General features: G+C 47.0%; 14 protein-coding genes. 10 read left to right on the plus strand and 4 right to left on the minus strand.

What is annotated here, in order from left to right:
• Positions 1-48: 48 nt before the first annotated feature.
• Entirely contained in the window at positions 49-1,329 is a 1,281-nt protein-coding gene (locus G3352_RS23550) for a Gfo/Idh/MocA family protein (RefSeq protein WP_163760571.1), read from the minus strand.
• A gap of 13 nt (positions 1,330-1,342) precedes the next feature.
• Complete coding sequence (locus G3352_RS23555) at positions 1,343-2,881, minus strand: glycoside hydrolase family 31 protein (RefSeq protein ID WP_163760573.1); 1,539 nt, start codon at positions 2,879-2,881, stop codon at positions 1,343-1,345.
• 312 nt (positions 2,882-3,193) lie between these two features.
• Here G3352_RS23555 and G3352_RS23560 point away from each other — a divergent pair, with 312 nt between their 5' ends.
• The 10 genes from G3352_RS23560 to G3352_RS23605 all read left to right on the plus strand — a co-directional run bounded on the left by G3352_RS23560 (position 3,194) and on the right by G3352_RS23605 (position 17,968).
• Positions 3,194-4,483: an ABC transporter substrate-binding protein gene (locus tag G3352_RS23560; RefSeq protein WP_205525028.1), complete on the plus strand. Its 1,290-nt coding sequence runs from the start codon at positions 3,194-3,196 to the stop codon at positions 4,481-4,483.
• Positions 4,484-4,591: 108 nt separating this feature from the next.
• The gene (locus G3352_RS23565; RefSeq protein ID WP_240343195.1) at positions 4,592-5,428 is read left to right on the plus strand and encodes a carbohydrate ABC transporter permease; all 837 of its coding nucleotides are present in this window, start codon (positions 4,592-4,594) and stop codon (positions 5,426-5,428) included.
• Positions 5,429-5,440: 12 nt separating this feature from the next.
• Positions 5,441-6,277, plus strand: a complete 837-nt coding sequence (locus G3352_RS23570) for a carbohydrate ABC transporter permease (protein ID WP_063562739.1) — start codon at positions 5,441-5,443, stop codon at positions 6,275-6,277.
• A gap of 269 nt (positions 6,278-6,546) precedes the next feature.
• Complete coding sequence (locus G3352_RS23575; protein ID WP_205525029.1) at positions 6,547-8,391, plus strand: DUF4832 domain-containing protein; 1,845 nt, start codon at positions 6,547-6,549, stop codon at positions 8,389-8,391.
• A 269-nt stretch (positions 8,392-8,660) separates the two neighbouring features.
• Positions 8,661-10,883, plus strand: coding sequence for a helix-turn-helix domain-containing protein (locus G3352_RS23580; RefSeq protein ID WP_163760578.1), 2,223 nt, complete (start codon positions 8,661-8,663; stop codon positions 10,881-10,883).
• Positions 10,884-11,220: 337 nt separating this feature from the next.
• The gene (locus G3352_RS23585) at positions 11,221-12,105 is read left to right on the plus strand and encodes an ABC transporter permease (RefSeq protein ID WP_240343201.1); all 885 of its coding nucleotides are present in this window, start codon (positions 11,221-11,223) and stop codon (positions 12,103-12,105) included.
• A gap of 29 nt (positions 12,106-12,134) precedes the next feature.
• Complete coding sequence (locus tag G3352_RS23590) at positions 12,135-13,034, plus strand: carbohydrate ABC transporter permease (protein ID WP_163760580.1); 900 nt, start codon at positions 12,135-12,137, stop codon at positions 13,032-13,034.
• 108 nt (positions 13,035-13,142) lie between these two features.
• Entirely contained in the window at positions 13,143-14,834 is a 1,692-nt protein-coding gene (locus G3352_RS23595; RefSeq protein ID WP_205525030.1) for an ABC transporter substrate-binding protein, read from the plus strand.
• 110 nt (positions 14,835-14,944) lie between these two features.
• On the plus strand, positions 14,945-16,669 hold the full coding sequence (locus G3352_RS23600) for a DUF4091 domain-containing protein (protein WP_205525031.1): 1,725 nt from the start codon (positions 14,945-14,947) through the stop codon (positions 16,667-16,669).
• Positions 16,670-16,696: 27 nt separating this feature from the next.
• Entirely contained in the window at positions 16,697-17,968 is a 1,272-nt protein-coding gene (locus tag G3352_RS23605; protein WP_163760582.1) for an alpha-L-fucosidase, read from the plus strand.
• Between the two features lie 96 nt (positions 17,969-18,064).
• On the opposite strand, the gene G3352_RS23610 is transcribed toward G3352_RS23605, so the two are convergent.
• Together G3352_RS23610 and G3352_RS23615 are read right to left on the minus strand one after the other, a co-directional pair.
• Complete coding sequence (locus tag G3352_RS23610) at positions 18,065-20,365, minus strand: MMPL family transporter (RefSeq protein ID WP_163760584.1); 2,301 nt, start codon at positions 20,363-20,365, stop codon at positions 18,065-18,067.
• A gap of 47 nt (positions 20,366-20,412) precedes the next feature.
• Positions 20,413-21,033 carry a TetR/AcrR family transcriptional regulator gene (locus G3352_RS23615; RefSeq protein WP_163760586.1) on the minus strand — a complete coding sequence of 207 codons (621 nt, stop codon included), beginning with the start codon at positions 21,031-21,033 and terminating at the stop codon, positions 20,413-20,415.
• Positions 21,034-21,116: the final 83 nt, after the last annotated feature.

The following is a 21,116-nucleotide window of genomic DNA, read 5'->3' on the forward strand; positions in this document are numbered from 1 at the left end:
ATGGTGTATCTTCAACCTTTTTATTATCTGAGCAGAACTGTTCCTTTGTCAATTGGAGGTCGAAGACGCCAGAATCCTTGCCTTGAATTGGCTCATCTCGACGACCGCTCCTTGCTTCAGCCTTGACGCCTCGGCGGCGAATGCCATTAGGTGGCTGTCCAGTGAGGCCTGAGCGGAGGTGAGTGTGCCACTATGATTTCCCTCGCGCAGATCGGCCAGGAACCGACTCATAATACCCTCGTCACCGCCTTGGTGTCCAGCCGCACCAGCGGACGTGGTGATGATACTGCGCTTCCCACTGGAGAATTCGAACAGATCGATCTCTTCCTTCAGCAGATCGCCGCGAATCTCTCCCCCGGTGCCCATAATTTGGACAATACGGTTGATGTCGCGCGTGAAGCCACACATACTGAACATCGCCGTTGAACCACCAGCGAACTCCATGTTAACGATCTGATGATCGACGACGTTGTTGTCCGTCCGGTACACACATCTCCCATAGGGCCCGTGAAGAATAGCGTTCATCCGATTCGCCTCTGTGGGAGGAGTCGCGATGAATGCTGCGAAGCCATTGTCTTCGAGCGGCTGCATGTAGAAACGGGGGGCAGAGTAAGGACAGCTGGCTTCCACCGCGCAGCCGTCCGTGCACCGTTCCGTCGATCCTTCAGGTGCCTCGCTGATCTGAAAGTGTTTCAGCGAACCGAACGAGCTGAGGCGTACACACTCATCATCAATCAGCCACCGGATCAGATCCATATCGTGGCAGGATTTCGCCAGTATCATTGGGCTGGCAAACTGATCGTTGCGCCAGTTGCCTCTGACGAAGCTGTGTGCGTAGTGGAGGTAGCCTACGTTCTCATTGTGCTGAATCGATACGATCTCGCCAATTGCGCCGCCTGCCAATAAATGTTTGAGTCTCTGCCAGAAGGAAGCATAACGAGAGACATGGCAGATGGTGAGTAGAAGTCCCGCTTGATCGGCCGCTTCCGCCATCTTTAAGCATTCCAGAGGATCATTTGACATTGGTTTTTCAAGGAGTACATGATAGCCCGAGTCCAGTGCCGCCATGGTTGGCTCGTAGTGCATCCGATCCTGCGTACAGATGAGGACGGCATCGCAGAGTTTTGGCTGTGCCAGCAGATGCTCCCATGACTCGTAAAGTTGCGACGATGTCAAGCCGAATTGCTTAGCAGCTTCGTTCCGCCTGGCCGCGTCCGGCTCGGCGACCGCTACGAATTCAGCCTCGTCCGAATGGGCGAGTACATAGGGAGCATAGCTAAGCAGCCCTCGGGCGCCTGCGCCAATCAGGGCGAGCTTTATTTTTTTCATGGAGATATACCTCCTATTGGATTTTACGATACCAAGGCAGACGTGAGAGGGGCGCATCAACTTGAAGTTCGGTTGGCCCGTTGATGATATTCCCATCCTCGTCCTGCCATTGACCTTCAGGAAAAACCACGGTTCTGGATGTCAGTCCCTTGACGACGACTGGCGCAACGAGCAGATTCTGTCCGAGGAGAAACTGGTCATTTACGAGCTCGTATCCGCAGTCAGGATATTCGAACTCCAGGCTGCGCAGTATCGGTAAACCGTCTGCAGCGGCCTGGTGAGCAAGCGTGAGCAGCTCGGGACCGAGCTCGGATCTTAACCTTACGGCGTCAAGGCACCAGGTTAGCTCCTCACCTTTCAGCACGCGCCAGGGTGCCATGGAAAACTGCATCACAGGGAACAGAGCTGCACACTGGGTGTACCTTACGAACAACTCGCTGTCAAAGTGAAATTCCGGGGAGTTGATATCGCCGTCCATACCGCCGCCGATCATATCGGGGCAGTTAAATGCGTAGCCAAGCAGTCCCTGAGCAATCGCGTTGGGTATGAGTCCGCTGAGCCCAGTGGCGTCCCACGTATGTGTCTTGTCCCGCTGGCGCTGGATGAGTCCCTGGCCACCGAGCTTCCAACACATCCGCAGCTCAACCAGCGAGTAGCCAACTCCGAGGTTGGCGTATGCTTCGCAGTCTTCAAGCTGACGCAGGGGACGAGTCCATGCAACGGGCTGGGTCGTGTCCGCTCCGCCCGGCAAGAACGGCTCGCCAGCGTCAAGTTTAAAACCATCAACACCGTAATCAGTGATCAGACGATCCATCTGCTGCTTGAACCAGGCCGCACCTTCCTCCTTCGTGTAATCTACAACTGCGCTGTAACCATTCCACCACTGTCGGATGATTGGCGCGTTGTCAACGCCTGTCAGAAGTAGATCACACGCCCGCAATTCCTTAAACATCGTGCAGTCCGCACTCACGTATGGGCACATCCAGAGCATCACCTTGAACCCCATGCCGTGAAGCGTATCAATCATCTCCCGGGGATTCGGGAACCTGTGCTTGTCAAAGTCCCACATGCCATAATCCATCATCCAATTGTCGTCGATAATGAGGACGCCGGGCGGCAGCTCATTCGCTAGAATCGATTCTGCATAACGGATAATTCTGTCCTGCGTGGGGTTATAGAACATCTCGACCCAGGTACAGTACTGTGGGGCTGTGAAGACGAGGGCGTCGGGCATTTGGTTGGAAGGAGGGAAGTGTGTGCCGGCAGCATGACGGTATGCTCCCTGCAGTGAGCTATGTTCCTCTTCCACGATGACTTCACCTGCATTATCAAAGATGGAAAGTCCATTTTCGTCCACATGGAAAGCAAAAGGCTCCTCGCTCCAAATATATCTGCCCTTATTGGAGAGCAGCAAAGGCGAGGCCTGATTGTCATCCGTTACACGCAAATCCCTCGTATATGCTGTATGGCCAAATGGCATAGAGCTGCCATCGTTGATTACACCGCCCCACCAGTATTCGCCAGGCAGCCGGGCGATTGAGGTATTATTCATGGGAGAATTCTCCTTTGGAATTGCGGACAAAATCTTGTGGATGATTTGCCCCAATCATTTGAATTTAGGTACGGGTTTTATTATGCAGAGATCATCCGCAGTTGGGAAGGGGATCTTAAAAATGTGGTTTGAATCTTAAAATCTGGGCATTTAAACCGGATTTTTCCTGATTTATGATGAGAACGTCAAGAGCTCACGACGATCGACTGGCGGAAAAAACGCGCATTTTTTCCGTCTCCAGCTTTTGGAGCATGATTGCTGGACGTAAGAGTACAATCTTCATTTTTAAGAAAAGTCGAGGGGAGTATGACAATGAATATAAGAAAAAAAATGGCGGCAGGGATCGCCAGCTTACTGCTTGTCTCGTTGATGGCGGGCTGTAATAGTTCTAACGACGGGGGCGGGGCTACCGACAGTGGTGCCCAGAAGAGCGTTACGATCTCTTATACGATCTGGGACAAAAACCAGCAGCCGGCGATGGAGGCGATCGCCGATGCGTTCACTGAGCAGCACCCGAATATCAAGGTGAAAGTTGATGCTATTCCTTGGGGCGAATATTGGACGAAGATGTCCGCCGCAGCGCCAGCGGGAATGCTGCCCGATGTATTCTGGATGCATGGTGGTCAGTTTATGAAGTACGCAGAGGGCAAGTTCCTCGAGCCAATCACGGACAAAGTCCAGGCCAATGAAATCGATCTGAACAACTACGCGTCCAACCTCGTCTCCATCTATACGATGGACGGGCAAAACTACGGTATTCCAAAGGACTTCGATACCATTGGTCTGGCCTACAACAAGGAGCTGTTTGATCAGGCGAACATTCCTTATCCAGACGACACATGGGATTATGCCAAGCTTGCTGAAGTCGCCAAACAGCTAAGTCAGCCAGACAAGGGTATTTACGGTTTTGGCGCAAAGCTGGACACCCAAGCAGGCTACTGGAACGATATGTTAGCGAACGGTGGTTTTATTTTAAATGACGACATGACCAAATCTGGCTATGAAGAGTTGGCTTCGATTGAGGCACTAAAGGCCCGTTACCAGATGATTCTTGACAAGGCTTCACCGACGCACCAGCAGATGACCGACACGGATTCGGTCGAAATGTTCAAGTCCGGCAAGCTCGCGATGATTTTCGACGGGTCCTGGGACAACGGCAATCTGGCGAGTAGTGAAATTATCAAAGGAAAGTACGATTGGGCACCCCTGCCGAAGGGGAAGGTCAAGCGCGGCAATATCATTAATGGCATCGGCAACGTCATGTCCACTAAGGGTAAGCACAAGGAGGAAGCGTGGCAGTTCCTGAAGTTCCTCGGCTCCAAGGAGGCCGCTGAGATCACGGCCCAGATGGGTGCCGCGATTCCAGCGTTCAATAACACGCAAGACGCATGGGTGAAGAACAATCCCGATTTGAACCTGCAAGTATTCATTGATCAGGCGGCGGACGCGACTCCGTACCCGAGTGGTTCAAAATCGTACCCAGTCTGGTTCTCGAAAGAAGCAGAAATCATGTCACAGGCATGGGGCGGCGCCATTTCAATTGAAGAAGGCGCCAAGAAAGTGGCGGAAATGATGAATCAGGCGATTGAGGACGCAAAGTAAGCGCCCTACGTCAGGCAAAATTGTCGATGGTATTCCGGTTAACGGAATACCTATGGCACAAATGAGGTGAAGGCAATGCATTCGAAAAGCAGATATATATGGGCTTATATGATGATCGCTCCGACATTGATCGGAACACTCGTTTTCTGGAGCTGGCCAGCAGTCTATTCCATCTATCTGAGCTTCCTGAAGTCCGAAAACTTCGGCCTTGTCAACCACTGGGTCGGTTGGGCCAACTACGAGAGATTATTTATGGACGAAGAGTTCTGGCAAAATCTACGTAATACGATACTTTATGTTGTGCTGTTTGTACCTACGACGATTATACTTTCGACGTTCTTCGCCGTACTGCTGAACGCTAAGATCAAGGGCCAGGCTGTCTACCGGGTCATTTATTTTCTACCGCAGGTTACGATGGCGGCCGCGGCTGCTATGGTGTGGGTCATTATTTTCGCTCAGGATTACGGACTACTAAACTCTGTACTCGGCACACACATCGCGTGGATCTCTGACAAGCGGTTCGCCATGTATGCTCTTGTCATGGTCGGTGTTTGGGGAGCGATTGGCTTTAACATGTTGCTGATCCTAGCTGGGCTTCAAGGCATTCCACGAACTCTGTATGAGGCGGCTGAGATTGATGGCGCTGTCGGCTTTCGCAAGTTTCGTTCCATCACGCTTCCGCTATTAACACCAACACTATTTTTTACGTCGATCGTGCTCGTGATCGGTGCCACACAAATTTTTGACAGTATCTATCTGATTATCGGTAAAACGAACGTTGCGCTACCGGCCGTGCGTTCTCTTGTATACGCTTATTACCAAAATTCATTTATCTATTACGATCAGAACTATGGAGCAGCGATCGTCAACATTCTGCTGGTGATCAACCTGGTTTTGACGGGTATCCAGTTCATGCTGCAAAAAAAATGGGTGATTTACGATTGAGGAGGTACGAAAGTGAGCAGAGTTGTCTCTTCGAAGCATAGAAGCAATCTTATTATTCATTTGGTTCTGATCGCTGGGGCGGCCGTCATGGTGCTTCCATTTCTCTGGATGATTCTTACGTCGCTCAAGACGACGACGGAGGCGACCCAGATTCCAATTACGATATTACCTGCCGAGCCGAGCTTGCGAGGCTATGTAGACGCCCTTAGGCAATCGGCCTTCTTGCATTATTATGCGAATACGCTGATGGCTGCGTTCATGAAGACGTTATTCCCTGTCGTCTTCAGCGCGATGGCGGCCTTTGCATTTGCGCGCATTCGCTTTCCGGGTAGAGGGCTGTGTTTTTTTCTGATCATTTCGGTCATGATGATTCCCAACCCGGTGTTCTATACCCCGCAATATTTGATGATGAGCAAACTTGGCCTGGTGAATACGACGACCGCACTTTGGATCACTTCGCTCGTCAGCCCATTTGCGACTTTTTTGCTGCGCCAGTTTTTCCTCGGCATTTCCAAAGAATTGGAGGAGGCGGCAGTGCTCGACGGATGCAATCCGTTCCAAATCTTTCGCTACATCATGCTGCCCCTGGTCAAGTCAGCACTGGTTGCAGTCGTCATCATCCAACTGCTCTGGTCATGGAATGAACTTCAGTGGCCGCTTATCATCAACAGTTCACCGGAAAAATTAACGCTGTCGGCAGGCCTTGCCACACTTGTCTCCATGTTCGGTACGGATTATCCTGTATTGATGGCTGGGGCGTTCATGGCTGTTATTCCGATGCTCATACTGTTTTTCATTTTCCAACGCCGGTTCATTGAGGGTGTCGCCTTCAGTGCCAGTAAGGGATGATCTTTTGAATTACGCCGATGCAATCTGTGAAAATGGACTGAGCGTACCACCAAGTTTACTCTGCTATTTGCATCAAGTAGAAACGAGGTGTGTTCTCGTTCATGCGTGGAGTTCCGAGTTGGAGAGGGGGTGAGTAAGGCTGGCGAGCAAGATCGTTGCCATATTTAATAGTTAATCTCATGCGAACAGGAGTGAACGATGCAATGTCGAATGCAAGACTTGCAAGGCTAGGATTGATGATGGTCGTCTTTTGTATACTTGGCTCGATAATGTTTATAAACTTCAAGCCCAACCATGCCTATGCGTCAGGTGAATGGCAGGCCCAAACCTATGATCCAAATAAAGCGGGGCTGGAACTAAATCCACTGAAGGGCTTTTTACCCTTCTCCAAGCTTCCCTCGGAAAGTGTTGATCCGAACAACAGTTTTCCGCACAGCATGGAATGGTTCTACGTTTCGCTTCGTGACCTGATGACGGATTGGAACACATACAACTGGGCACCGCTGGATGCCTATCTTAATGATATCGCTAGTCGGGGCAACCAGGCGGCTTTCCGCGTCTACGTTGACTATCCGGGACGTACAAGCGGTATTCCGCAGTTTCTAATTAATGGCGGGCTTATGACCCGGGATTATGATCAGAACGGCAATCATGATACATCCACCCACAGTCTGGCCCCCGATTGGAACGACGCAAATTTGAATCAGGCTTTGCGACAGTTCGTCACCGCGCTTGGGGCCCGCTACGATGGTGATCCTCGGATTGGCTTCCTGACGACAGGATTATATGGATTTTGGGGAGAGTGGCATACATGGCCCTACAATACCGACCCAACGAATTGGGAGATGAACCAGAGTAACCGTGATGGGCTGCTTTCGGCATTCAAGGGTGCATTCCAGAAGACCCAGGTACTGGCCAGGTACCCTTATTCGGCGAGCACAGCAGATTTGAAAAACGCTTTCGGCTATCATGATGATTCTTTTTCGTACGAAACGTTGTTCGCGAATGACTGGGGGTTCTGGAGTTTGATTACGCAAAACAGCCTGCAGAACATCTGGAAGACTCATCCGATTGGTGGCGAATTATATCCACCCCTCCAGCAGGATACGAGTTTTTGGCAGCACTGGCCCAACCAAAATGGTGAAGACTTCCAGACCTCAGTCGAAACGACACACGCCTCTTGGCTAATGTACGATCGTGTGTACAAAAATTCTTTACCTAACGAGACGGCTAAGCTTAATGCGCTGCGAGCTCATAAAATGCTTGGTTATACGCTGTACAATTCATCGGTGCAGCTGAGTGATTCATCGGCGTCCTCACTGCAAGTCAACGTCAAACTCCAGAACAAGGGCGTTGCTCCGTTTTACTACAATTGGGAGGTCGAGTTCGGCGTACTGAATTCCTCCGACACATGGGTTAAGTCGCTTGGCACGAAATCATGGAATCTGAAAAGCATCTTGCCTGGAGACTCGGACTATTCCTTCTCATATAGTGCGAATCACAACCTTCCCGCAGGGGATTACAGGTTAGTCATGCGGATTGTCAATCCACTCACCGGCGGCAAGACCATTCGTTTTGCGAACACGCGTCAGGACGCGAACCGAGATGGCTGGCTAACACTGTCCGGTTTCCACGTTTCTGCGAGTGCTACAACTTCTACTTTACTGGCTGATCCGCCCGTGACGCCAGTCACACCTCCGAATTCCGGTGTTAGCGCCTATGAGGCAGAGGCAGCAGGAAACACGTTAGCAGGTTCAGCGGTCATTGCGAACTGCACGACTTGCTCAGGTGGGGCAAAGGTGGGTTATCTAGGCAACGGTAGCGGAACGCTGAAGTTCAATAGTGTAACAGTGCCGTCAGCAGGCAACTACAAATTGACGATCCAGTACTTGAATGGTGAAGCGAGCCGCTCTGCCATATTAAGTGTGAATGGAGCGGCTGGTACATCGCTCAACTTCCCAAGTTCCGGCGCTTGGACAACAGTGGCTTCTCAGGAGACGACAGTACATCTGCAGGCGGGGGCCAATACGTTGCTGTTCTCACAGCCGACGGGTTATGCCCCAGATATCGACCGCATCTTAGTGAGTGTGAACCCTACCGGTTCGGGAGGGTAAAGAAGGTCAGCCATCCCCTTCCAGTTAGACAGTTAAGAGAATGACTCTTACTGCTGAGTGAAGTGCACCCCTTAGAATGGACATTGGATTAAACCCCTGGGTTTAGCCGATGAAATTCTAGGGGGTGCATTTTTGTATGGCTAAATAAAGAGGCAATTCTTCTACATATTGTTGAGAGGTGGACTTACCGTTTGTATGGACGTATTCAGATGTAAGCGTGTACACTATGTAAATATATATCATTCCGTTTAAAAAATTGGGGGCTGGATATGAGGAAAACGTTATTTAATCGATTGCTGTTTTCTTATATGCCGATTTTTATTGTCGTGATCACGTTTACGTTTTTTGTTTTTTTTCAGATATTAAGCGAACAAAGCCGTAAGGAGGCACTTAACGCCAACAAAATGCTATCATTACAGGCGATGCGTCTGATCGATACTTCCCTGAAGGCGATAGACAATATGATAATGTCGGAAACCATAAATAATAAGCAGTTGATTGATTTCTTCAATAATGAAGAGAAGAATAACATTTTCATCAACATAAGCGCAGTTAAAAAAATGCAGGATATGATATCCTATTACCCCATGATTGATTCAATCTATTTTGTGCGTTATGAAGACAATTTCGTGCTCAGTAATGCGACAAGTGATCAACTTAGCAACTACAGGGATGAGCCATTTATTAAAAAGGCTATGGATCCGCTCGCATCCAAGCAATGGTCGGGCATAAGAAGCTTCGAGCAGTTTTCTACAAAAGGGAGTAAGCCTGTCGTTAGTTTGGTACGGGGAGCGCCATTTATTACAAGCAAGAAAGGCATGATCGTCGTCAATGTGGCAACTGATTCGTTGCAGAACAGTATTGCTGACCTATACGATTCAAAAACAAGCTTTATCGGAATTCGGGACGCCGCGGGAAACGATTTGTTTAGTGACTTGCATTCTAAAGAACAATCAAAGATTTTCTCCAATTATGTATCCAGCTATACCGGATGGTCCTACCAAAGCGGACTTATAAATGGAAAGTTGTTCCATGTGATCTCTTCATTATATAATGTCTGGTTTATCATCGGTATCGTGACGATCGGGGGTGGTTTTGTATGGCTGCTCTATGTTACCAGACGCAATTCAAGACCGCTGGAACAGATTGTGGCGCGAATCCGCGGTTACCGTCTCCCTTTGTCCAAGGAGTTGGGAGATGAATTTTCCTTCATCGAATCGGCCTTGTCCAATATTATTGAACAATCGAATCAGTATCAGCAAAAGCACGATGAAGATCTGCATCTGCGAAAAAGGTACTTGTTCCACCAACTCATTGAAGGTGACATGGGTTTAACCCATGAGGAATGGATAGGAGAAACAAACAGTCTTCAGCTTCCATACACGTTTAATAAACAAGTCGTACTTGTGATCGAAATGGATAAATACAGTGATTTTTGCTGCCAATACTCCCGCAGAGACCAAAACCTTCTCAAATTCGCGCTACGCAGTGTTATTCAGGAGCTTGCTCCAAAATATGGGCTTGCGCTTTGGTCCGAGTGGACTTCGGCATTTCAGCTAAGCGTCATGGTATTTGTGGACAGTGAGGAGGAAGCAAGTACTTCCATAACACACAAACTTTTCGAGAGCGTTCGTGTGTGGGTGCAGGAAAATCTGAAATTTACGGTAACGGTAGGTATCGGTGAGCAGGTTACAGAGCTTTCAAGCGTCGCAAATTCTTATAAAGAGGCACTCAGGGCGCTTAAATATAAAATAGTGCTAGGAGAAAACAGGCTCATTACTAGCGAACACATCGCAAATCACGGTCAGGTTGAGGTGTTCTCACAATTAAATCTAATTCGATCCATCATCCAGTCGTTCAGACTTCTTGAGGACGAATGGAAGACGAAGTACGATAAGCTCATGAATGAAATGAAGCTAGGGTTGTTAACGAAAGATGAAATTACAAATCTGATGAATTATTTAATTTACTATTTGGGATTGGAAATCTCCGGGATGACAAAAGAGGTCCAAGAAATATGGATGCGAGACGGGTTACCGAGGCTCAGTAAAATCATAGATGAGTGCCATTCACTCGAGCAAATGCGGGAAGAATCTTTGACCGTGTTGAACAGCTTTTTCACAGACTTGAAGGAAGCGCAAAACAGGCGTCTACATGCAGCTACCATTCGAGATATGCGGAAAATGATCGAAGAGGAGTATGCGAATCCGAACATGTCGCTTGAATATCTCAGTTCAATCTTTAACATTAATGGAAAATATGTAAGCAAGCTGTTCAGGGAAGAGACCGGACAGAAATTCGTCGACTTCTTGATTGACATTCGCCTGCAGGCCGCAAAGCGCTTGCTCACGGAAACGCAAGGTTCCATGCAGGAGGTAGCTGAGAAGGTAGGTTATACAAGTGCGATCTCATTCAGCCGTGTGTTTAAGAAAGTGGTGGGCTACTCCCCAAGCGAATTCCGCGAAGAAGCAGCGCGCAGACAGATCGGTTGAATTTGGTTAACTGGTTGAAAATGGTTTGCTACGCCTGCTTACCCAGCAGTTTCATAATGTATTTCATGCAGCAGCTCCGGCTAAACACCGGAGCTGCTGCGCATTTTCAGGCCATGCGAAGACGGTTAAGTTAACGATTATTGTTTCTTGCTGCACCTCGTTATCCTACTTTACTATATAGAATGTAAGCGTGAACAATTAGATCGAACGAAAGGAGAAGGAGCATATGTCAAGCATGCAAAAGAGAATCAGGAAACCCGAAACTTCAATGCAAGGCCAGCCACATGAACCGGCATTGCCTGACAGCACATCATCATTACGCTTCATTGGGAAAAAAATGAAGCGTCACTGGCAGTTATACTTGGTCGTATTTCTGCCGTTGCTGTATTTGGCCATTTTCAAGTATATACCTATGTCTGGCGTTGTCATTGCTTTCAAAGAGTACAACGTCATCCAAGGTATTTGGGGTAGCCCATGGGTCGGACTGAAATATTTCGAACAATTTTTTGAATCACCAAACTTTTGGCTGTATTTGAAGAACACGCTTGGCATTAATATGTACGGTTTGCTTGTTGGTTTTCCTGCTCCGATTCTATTGGCACTGGCATTAAATGAAATTCGTAACGGTTTTTTCAAAAGCAGTGTACAAATGATCACCTACGCGCCTTACTTTATTTCAACCGTTATCATGGTTTCTATTCTCATCGTAACTTTGTCGCCAAGTGTTGGGATTATTAGCAAGTTCACACAACTACTCGGGATTGAAAATACAAATTTCATGGGAATTCCCAGCTTGTTCAAATCGATTTATGTCTGGTCGGATGTATGGCAATTTTCAGGTTATGGTGCCATTATCTACATTGCAGCATTGGCAGGAGTCAACCCTGAACTGTATGAATCGGCAAAAGTGGATGGTGCGTCCCGGATGCAGAAAATTTTCAATATTGACTTACCGAGCCTTATTCCTGTATCCGTCATTCTGCTCATATTGAATTTAGGGAATTTCATGAAGGTTGGCTTCGAAAAAGTATATTTGATGCAAAATCCCCTAAACATCAGCACTTCTGAGGTCATTTCTACCTATGTGTATAAGGTGGGACTGCTCAGCTCCAGCTTCAGCTTTTCGACTGCAATCGGTTTCTTCAACTCGATCATCAATCTGATTCTTCTTGTGAGCGTTAACTACATTGCCAAGAAGTTATCCAATTCGAGTTTATGGTAACAGCAAATCAGCAGAAAGGAGGAACAAATATGTTCAAAGCGTCAAGGATTCGGGAATCGTATGGTGACCGTTTGTTTCTGCTCGGTGTCTATGCTTTTTTGATCGTAGTGACGATTGTCGTCCTTTTTCCGCTCATCTTTATTATTTCATCATCGTTTAGCTCACCGCAAGCCGTCGTATCCGGCAAGGTGTGGCTGTTGCCCGTCGACTTTACGCTGGAAGGCTATAAAGCGGTGTTTCGAAATCCACAAATCGTTTTCGGTTACTTGAACTCGCTCTATTATACTGTCGTAGGTACAGCAGTCAACGTTGCTTTGACTGTTATGCTTGCTTATCCGCTCGCCAGAAAAACGTTCTACGGCCGTAATTTCATCATGGTCCTTCTAGTCATAACGATGATGTTCGAAGGAGGGCTTATCCCCTTATATCTCGTAGTAAAAAACCTTCATATCCTCGACACACGTTGGGCGATGATTTTGCCAGGAGCCATGGCGGTGTTTCAAGTGATTGTCGCTCGGACCTTTTTTCAGACCACGATTCCCGAGGAAATTGCGGAAGCTGCCGAACTCGATGGCTGTAGTGACATCCGGTTCATTACCAGTATGGTAATTCCGCTCTCCAAACCCATTTTGGCTGTGCTGACGTTGATGTATGCTGTGGGCCACTGGAATGCTTACTTCGATGCATTGATTTTCCTGAAATCTCCAGATTTGTTCCCGTTACAGATCGTGTTGCGTAACATTCTTATTCTGAACTCGATAGATCCGACCATGGTGACCAATGTTGATCAGATGTTGGCGCAGCAAGGATTGAAGGACTTGCTTAAATATTCGCTTATCGTTGTCGCAAGCGCACCTGTCCTGATCATTTATCCGTTCGTGCAGAAGCACTTTGTTAAAGGTGTCATGATCGGTTCATTAAAAGGATAGTGACGGGCAGGTAGCTCAACCAGCATTTAAGGAGGTGAGGGGTTGAAGACCAGATAGAATGCTTCCGTAATTGAAATTTATGTTCGATAAATGGGAGGGGTCATAACTATGAAAACATGGAAAAAGTCATTCTCTTGCGTCCTCGGAGCTGTACTCTGTTTATCGCTCGTCTTGAGCGCCTGTAGCGGGGATTCGAGTACAACTACGAATACACCTTCTGCCAGTGCACCGGAAGCAAGCGACGTGTTTACGCCCGTTGGAGAATATCCGATTGTCAATACGCCCATGACGATCAAAATGTTTGCTCCGCAGTATGCCGTCATAGAGAATATGGAAACCAATACATTCACGAAATACCTCCAGGACAAGACGAATATTCAAATAAAATGGGATCTCGTACCCGAAAAAGCGCTAAACGACCGCAAACAATTGATGCTGGCAAGCGGTGATTATCCTGAAGTGATTTTGCATGGGAGCTTAACCAAAGAAGAGCAGATGAAGTACGGCAAAGAGGGTGTGTTTATTCCACTGAACGACTTGATTGATAAATATGCGCCTAACTTCAAAAAAGCAATGGCTGAACTGCCGTACCTGGAAAGCTCTATCACTTCACCGGACGGCAACATTTATGCACTTCCGCAAGTGAACGAGTGCTATCACTGCAACTATGCACAGAAGCTTTGGATCAATCAGTCCTGGCTGGATAAGCTTGGGTTGAAAATGCCGTCAACAACGGATGAGTTTTATGAAGTGCTAAAAGCTTTTAAAGAAAATGATCCGAACGGTAACGGGATAAAAGACGAAATCCCGCTTACCGGCGCTGACGACATGTGGGCAGGCAACGTCGCTTCCTTCTTGATGAATTCGTTCATCATCGACGATCAGGTGGACAAAGACAACGGGACTTTTCTCCAGGTTAAGGACGGCAAAGTGGATTTTGTCGCCAATAAGGAAGAATGGAAGCAGGGATTATTGTACCTGAAAAAGCTCTATACGGAAGGCCTGATCGATCCAGCATCATTCACACAAAACTCCGATGCCATCCAGCAGTTGGGCAACCGTCAAGACGCGAATGTGATTGGCAGCATTACAACCGCTCTAATCAGTTACGCCCACAGCCCCGATGACAAACACCCGCGTCATAAAGAGTATGTCACCGTGCCTCCCCTTAAAGGACCGAACGGTGTGCAGCAAGCTGGGTACTTTGCGGGAGTAAGTGTATCGCAGATGGCCATTACGAACAAAGCGACCGATGAACAGAAAATCGCCGCAATCCGTTTGGCCGACTACTTATATACAGAAGAAGCCATTGTGAATCAAGAGCGCGGTCCTGAAGGCGAAGGATGGCGCAAAGCGGAGGATGGCGAGCTGGGTATGGACGGCAAACCGGCAACTTATGCAATTATTTCTAATGGTGAAACCAAAATTACGTATAACGACCGCTGGGATCAGCTTGGACCGTCGCTCCGCACATACCAATATCGCGACTCATGGGCAGCTCTGCAGGATCCGCTTGCTGAAGGCGCGTACGAGGTTCGTCTGAAGCGTGAATCAGCCAAATATGAGCCGTTCCAATCGAAGGAGAATTATCCGTCCAGCGTATTCATAGCATTGGAAGACACTCAGGTTGCGGCTCAACTGAAAACATCAATCCGAGATTACGTCAAGTCGAACATGGCTCAGTTCATTACAGGCAGCAAGGACATCGAGAAAGAATGGGATTCTTACGTAAAAGGTATGGATGGCCTGCAGCTTGGTCAGTATATAGAAATTTACCAGAAGGCAATTGATACGAAATAATTCGAAAATCCCTACCTAATTCCACCTTCTAGACTGAACTGGAGGCGGAATTATGGGATTTCAGATTAGGCTCGGAGGTGCAGATTAAAGTGAACTGTGGTTTGCAAAACATGTTCTATAAGTATATGTGGTCGTCCAATTGGTGGAATCAGGGACGTGAAGACACGCAGGTGAAACACTTGGAACTTCGTTGCTGTAAAAATGACAGCGCCGCCTTCCAGGCATTGGTCAGCTCAGATCAAGAGGATATGCTCGTTACGATTAACCGGGATGCATTGTTATGGAAGGGCGGGCCGATCAAAATCGTGCGCTGCGAGGTGGAAACGGATGCTCCCTGCAAGATCGATCTTCAGCTTATCGGGTTGATAGAGGATGATAATCGCGTTATGACTTCAGATGTTCTGTTGGATGAACCCTACCAATGGCTTAGGAAGCGTCAGATTCAACCTTTGTGGGTGGAGCTTCATGCCGATGATTCCGTTGTAAGCGGTCAATATGAAGGCAAGCTGAAATTCTACACGCATACGATGTTCGAGGATGAGGTTTTGGAGAAAGAACTGACGTTTCGTTTAACGATCAGTGAAAAAATGCTGCCAGAGCCTCAAAATTATACTTTCGTTTTGGACTTGTGGCAGCATAACTGTAATATTGCAAGAAAATATGATGTTTCCTATTGGTCCGATGAACATTTCATGCTTCTTGATTCGTATCTTCACAGCTTGTCTCAGCTCGGCCAAAAGGCGTTGACGCTTGTTGTTTCAGAGGAGCCATGGAGCGGACAACGATCATTTATCGATGCTGAGCCATCCGACTTGAATGAATACAGTATCGTTCAAATTGTGAGAGGGAGCGATGGTCGATTTGACTATGATTTTACGCACTTGGATCGGTATGTTGAGATAGGTGCGAAGCACGGAATATACCAAGAAATAGAAGTATTCGGCTTGATCAATATTTGGAAGCATGAGGACGAAGGGTTCGGGGGAGTTGTGGACGATTACCCCGATGCCATCCGCGTCCGCTATTATGATGAAGAAACCGGGAGCTATAAGTTTATCCGGAATAAATCAGATCTTAGCGCTTATATCGTGGCATTAGAGCAGCATTTTATCTCGAAAAAGTGGATTGAGCGCGTTCGCGTTGTTGCTGATGAACCGGCTGATATCAGCTTATTTGAGGAAAGTTTAGCATGCTTACGCGAGATGGCGCCATCATTCCGCTATAAAGCAGCAATCAATCATACCGAGTTTATTCGTAAACATATCAAAGGAATCGTTGATTATGTGCCTGTCCTTGACTGTGCTGCAGAAGAGTATGAACAGCTAGAGCAGTTAAGAAAAGAAGTGAAGGGGACATTTACGTTTTACGTTTGCTGCTCACCGGAGAAACCCAATACGTTCCTCAGTTCGCCGTCAATTGAGTCTCGGGTGATCCCTTGGCTCGCAGAAAAGCTGAAATTGGATGGCTTTCTACGGTGGAATTATACCGTGTGGCCAGACAAACCTCTGGAGAGGCTTTCCTATCGTCCTTTGATTTGGAAGGCTGGGGATACGAATTTCGTTTACCCGGGAAAAAGGGGCAAACCGCTGTTTTCACTGCGTTATAAGTGGCTGCAGCGAGGCATCCGCGATTACGAATATATGCAGATAGCAAAGCAGAATGGACAGGAAGAGCAGGTTGAAAAGATTCTCCAGCGAGTATTTCGATTCGATCATCCGAAAGAGCTTGCTCCCTCCTCTGGCAAAACGGCCATGCAGTTATACAGTTTTAATATCGAGGACTACGATCGATTATATGAGATTGAGAACGGACCAACAGAAGAACAGCTGTATTAAACAATGGGATGAGAAAGGTGTGATCATATGAATCTTGTTCAAAAATTAACGCCATCAGCCAAACAACTTGCTTTTCAAAAATGGGAATTTGGATTATTTCTTCATTTCGGACTTCGCACCTTTTATGAAGGATATGTCGATTTCGATGAAAGGCAGATGGATCCGGCTGCTTTCAATCCTGTTGACTTAGACTGTGAGCAGTGGATCCGGTCGGCCAAAGAAGCCGGAATGAACTATGCTGTTTTAACTGCGAAGCACCATGACGGCTTTTCCAATTGGCCTTCCGACTATAGTCGATTTAGTGTGGCGGCTTCTCAGTGGAAGTATGGGCAAGGGGATGTCGTACGCGAATTTGTTGATGCTTGCCGAAAATATGATATGAAACCTGGCTTGTACTATTCACCGTATGATGGTTCAGCTGACTATTACACCCAAGATGCGAAGGCCTACGACGATTATTTCGTCAATCAAATCACAGAGTTGCTCACGCAATATGGTGACATCGATATTCTGTGGTTTGACGGTTGTGGCTCTGAGGGACATTCATATGATTGGAAACGTATTATTGATGAAATTCGCCGCTTGCAACCTCATATTTTAATTTTTAATATGGGTGACCCCGACTTTCGGTGGGTTGGGAACGAGGATGGTATTGCACCTATTCCATGCTGGAATGAAGTGGACTCAACGGAGTTTTCAATTTTGACGGAGAAGAAAGAGCAATTGGTTGAACACCTATGGCTGCCAGCGGAATGTGACGTCCAAATTAGGGGAGATTGGTTTTATAGCGATAGCAATGAACTTACCCTGAAAAGTACGGAAGAACTTATGGGCATTTATTATCATTCCGTTGGCCGGGGTGCAAACCTGCTCCTGAATATTGGACCGGATCGCAACGGTCTGCTTCCGCAGAAAGACGTAGAGAGACTGTTGGAATTCGGATCGGAAATTCGCCGTTTCGAACGTCCATTTGCAACAATTGAGCAATGCAGAAGAATTGAAAAATCGTGGGTTTACGAGACTGAGGTACCCCAGTTGCTCGACCACGTTATCATCCAAGAGGATCTTACAGCTGGTGAAAATATACGAAGCTTCAAGATTGACATCATTACTCAAAAGTCAAGACGCCCTGTGACCATTTATGAAGGGCAGCATATAGGTCATAAGGCAATTATTCGTATCCCTTTGATCAAAATCCGGGGTGTTATTGTTGAAATCACCGAAAGTGACCAAGAGGTAGCACTTCAGGAACTAACCTTCCATCATGTTGGGAGCGGGACTCCAGATCCATTAAGCTAAAGAAATATGACAAAAAAATAAGAAACAGTAACCAGAACGTGGTCGCTGTTTCTTATTTTTCATCCAAATGAATTCAAATCAAAATACCATGCCACATCAAGACTTGTGATGTTCGTTATCTTTTGCATTGAGTGAAGCAATCAGTTTCTCGCCTTCGACATCAAGGTTCGGCAGAATACGGTCCAGCCATTTCGGAAGTGCCCACGCTTTATTACCGAAAATAGCCATGATGGCTGGGACCAATCCCATTCGAATAATGAAAGCATCGATCAAGATTCCTACAGCTAACGTAAAACCAATTTGTTTGATCATGACATCATCCGTGAAAATAAACCCTGCAAAAACAGAAACCATAATTACAGCGGCTCCTACTACGACACGACTCACCTGTTTGTACCCGTGAACGACGGATTCAGTCCCACGATGACCATGTACATACGATTCCCGCATGGAGCTGACAAGGAAAACCTGATAATCCATTGCGAGCCCATAAAGGATACCCGTGACAATGATCGGCATAAAGCTTAGCAGCGGACCACCTGTATCGAAGCCGAAGAGAGAGTGGAGCCAGCCCCACTGAAACACAGCTGTCGTGATTCCGAACGTAGCAAGAATACTAAGAAGAAAACCGATGGTTGCTTTGATAGGAACGATAATTGAACGAAATACCAAGAGTAGAATGATAAGGGACAACAGAATAATAATTCCTACATATATAGGGAATACCTCTGCCAGCTTAGTCGACATATCGATATTTACGGCAGTGAATCCGGTAACTCCAAGTTTAACGTCATACGTCTGTGCAATACTCGACTCAGAAGAACGTAAATCATTTACCAGATTTTTAGTTGTTTTATCGTTAGGGCCAGTTTCAGGAATCAGACTAAAAATAGCCATATCCTCAGTCATACCTAAAGGTGAAACCTGCGCAACATTCTTTTGACTTTGAAGCTCTTTCACAAGATTACCTAAGAGTTCTGGAGAGACCGGCGTTGAAGAATCCTTGGGCTCAGCGACCAGAATAAGTGGTCCGTTAAAGCCTTCTCCAAATCCTTCAGATATTGCATCATAACTTTGTCTTGCAGCCGTGTCCAGATTCGCTGAGGCAGCTCCAGGAATGCCCATCTCCATTTTCGTAATCGGAATTGCTGCGACACCAAGAAGTACGATAATGGCGACAATTGTGGCCCAACGATATTTGATAACGAATTTAATCCATCTGTCAGCTACGCCACGACCACCCGCTTTGTTAGACTTAGCACTTTTCTCACGAGCTTTAGGCGAACAGATACGCTCACCCACCAACCCGAGCAGAGCCGGTAAAAGGGTTAAGGCAACAAATACGTTGATGAGTACGGTTGCAGCAGCTACCAACGCCATCGTTGATAAGAACGTAAGACCGATTACTAGCATACCGCATAGAGCTACGATAACCGTCAAACCTGCAAAAAATACAGCACTGCCCGATGTACCAATAGCTCTGGCAGCAGCCTCTTGTGCACTCAGACGTTGATCGATAATCATTCGGCGTTGACGATTTACAATGAATAGAGCGTAATCGATTCCAACTGCTAGTCCGACCATAAGAGCCAAAACCGAAGTGACACTAGGCATTTCAATGAATTTCGAAATGGAGAATGCTCCGCCCACTCCGATGCCGACACCAAGAAGTGCAGTTACAAGAGGCAGTCCTGCCGCTACAACGGATCCAAGTGTGGCCAGCAAAACAACCGCTGCAATGACAAGTCCAACGATTTCAGCGGATCCTACACCAATGGATACGGTTTTTAGTGTTTCGCCTGGTAGGACAGTAATATGGGTTCCTTTCTCAACAGTCATGATGGAATCTATAACGGAGTCAAAAACATCCTGCGTGATAGCAGACTGCTCAATGGTAAACTGGAATTGGAATAAAGCAATTCTGCCGTCTGGAGACAGAAGGACACCAGGCACTGGAACACCATCCACCATCAGAGGACCATAGGAGGGAGCAGCCACTGTTGCAGACTGATCCGTACTGGCAGCCTGAGCCATCTCAGCAGTTGCGCCGCTGGCTTCAGCAGCATAATCAGCTGGGTTAATCACATCTTTTATCCCGTAAACATCATTAACACCCTTTGTGATCGCTGCCAATCGTTCTGGCGTATCTAGACGCTCGTTTGGAGGTGCTTCAAACACAACACTCCCTTGACCGCCTGAGGCCGCAGGTAATTCTTTGGCTAACTGGTCCAGAACTTTTTGAGATTCTGTGCCTTCAATCTTCATTTCGGAACTGATATGCACACCATTCACACTGATCATCGAGACGACAATTCCTAAAATTAAAATCCAACCCAGTATAAAGTACCCCGGTTTGCGAAAAGCGGTTTTCCCCACTCTATATAATAATGTAGACATATTTCTATTTTACACTCCCTCTATGGTGAATATGGATTGCTACCGTATTAGAATCCTTTGCGCAAATGACCAAACATGTTTTCTAAAAACTCATCGAACGATACAGCCCCTGTTCTTTGGGGGTCACTTATGTTTTGTCCTGGTAACAGCACATTAAGCCTTCCGTCAATTAATGGAAGAATGGTTCCGTAGACTGCGTTTATAAGTAGATAAGTATATACCTCGTCATTTTTCCCGTTTGATAAGTCTAATAATGTCTCTTGAGCAGTCGTCTGCATTTGGTGTACTACTCCAAGGAAATGCGGTTCGAGAACAGGATATTTTTGGGATAGCAACAGAAGTTCACGCAACCTTCCAATAAGATCTGTTGTAAGTTGCATCTGGATAAGTTGATACAGAACATCAAGCAAGGAGGCATCTGATGGAATTCTGGTGAGCAATTGTTCAAACTCACTAGTGTTATTAACTGAAGTAGCTCCCATGGCTACTGCTTCTTCCTTGCAAGTGAAATAGTTTGCGAAAGTTCTTCTGGAATAACCAGCTTTTTGCACGATATCTTCGACAACAAAACCGTCCAACCCATGTTCAAGTGCTAGTTCAAATGCTGTAGTCGCTAGCGCTTTTTCAGTGGCTTCTTTTTTTAAATGTCGCAGGGTCTGCTTGGCCATCAGATGCGTACACCTCCACATGCATGCTTCTGGAGAAAATAACTCTCTCGATAGTAGATTGTTTTCATTTGGTATTCACTCAA

Source organism: Paenibacillus sp. ALJ109b (assembly GCF_010747435.1).
GTDB classification, from domain to species: domain Bacteria; phylum Bacillota; class Bacilli; order Paenibacillales; family Paenibacillaceae; genus Paenibacillus; species Paenibacillus taichungensis.

Coding starts and splice junctions, on each gene's coding strand:
- G3352_RS23575 (WP_205525029.1), top strand. CDS start 6,547: ATGTTTATAAACTTCAAGCCCAACCATGCCTATGCGTCAGGTGAATGG.
- G3352_RS23565 (WP_240343195.1), top strand. CDS start 4,592: ATGATGATCGCTCCGACATTGATCGGAACACTCGTTTTCTGGAGCTGG.
- G3352_RS23580 (WP_163760578.1), top strand. CDS start 8,661: ATGAGGAAAACGTTATTTAATCGATTGCTGTTTTCTTATATGCCGATT.
- G3352_RS23600 (WP_205525031.1), top strand. CDS start 14,945: ATGTTCTATAAGTATATGTGGTCGTCCAATTGGTGGAATCAGGGACGT.
- G3352_RS23550 (WP_163760571.1), bottom strand. CDS start 1,329: ATGAAAAAAATAAAGCTCGCCCTGATTGGCGCAGGCGCCCGAGGGCTG.
- G3352_RS23560 (WP_205525028.1), top strand. CDS start 3,194: ATGAATATAAGAAAAAAAATGGCGGCAGGGATCGCCAGCTTACTGCTT.
- G3352_RS23615 (WP_163760586.1), bottom strand. CDS start 21,033: ATGGCCAAGCAGACCCTGCGACATTTAAAAAAAGAAGCCACTGAAAAA.
- G3352_RS23595 (WP_205525030.1), top strand. CDS start 13,143: ATGAAAACATGGAAAAAGTCATTCTCTTGCGTCCTCGGAGCTGTACTC.
- G3352_RS23555 (WP_163760573.1), bottom strand. CDS start 2,881: ATGAATAATACCTCAATCGCCCGGCTGCCTGGCGAATACTGGTGGGGC.
- G3352_RS23585 (WP_240343201.1), top strand. CDS start 11,221: ATGAAGCGTCACTGGCAGTTATACTTGGTCGTATTTCTGCCGTTGCTG.
- G3352_RS23610 (WP_163760584.1), bottom strand. CDS start 20,365: ATGTCTACATTATTATATAGAGTGGGGAAAACCGCTTTTCGCAAACCG.
- G3352_RS23590 (WP_163760580.1), top strand. CDS start 12,135: ATGTTCAAAGCGTCAAGGATTCGGGAATCGTATGGTGACCGTTTGTTT.
- G3352_RS23605 (WP_163760582.1), top strand. CDS start 16,697: ATGAATCTTGTTCAAAAATTAACGCCATCAGCCAAACAACTTGCTTTT.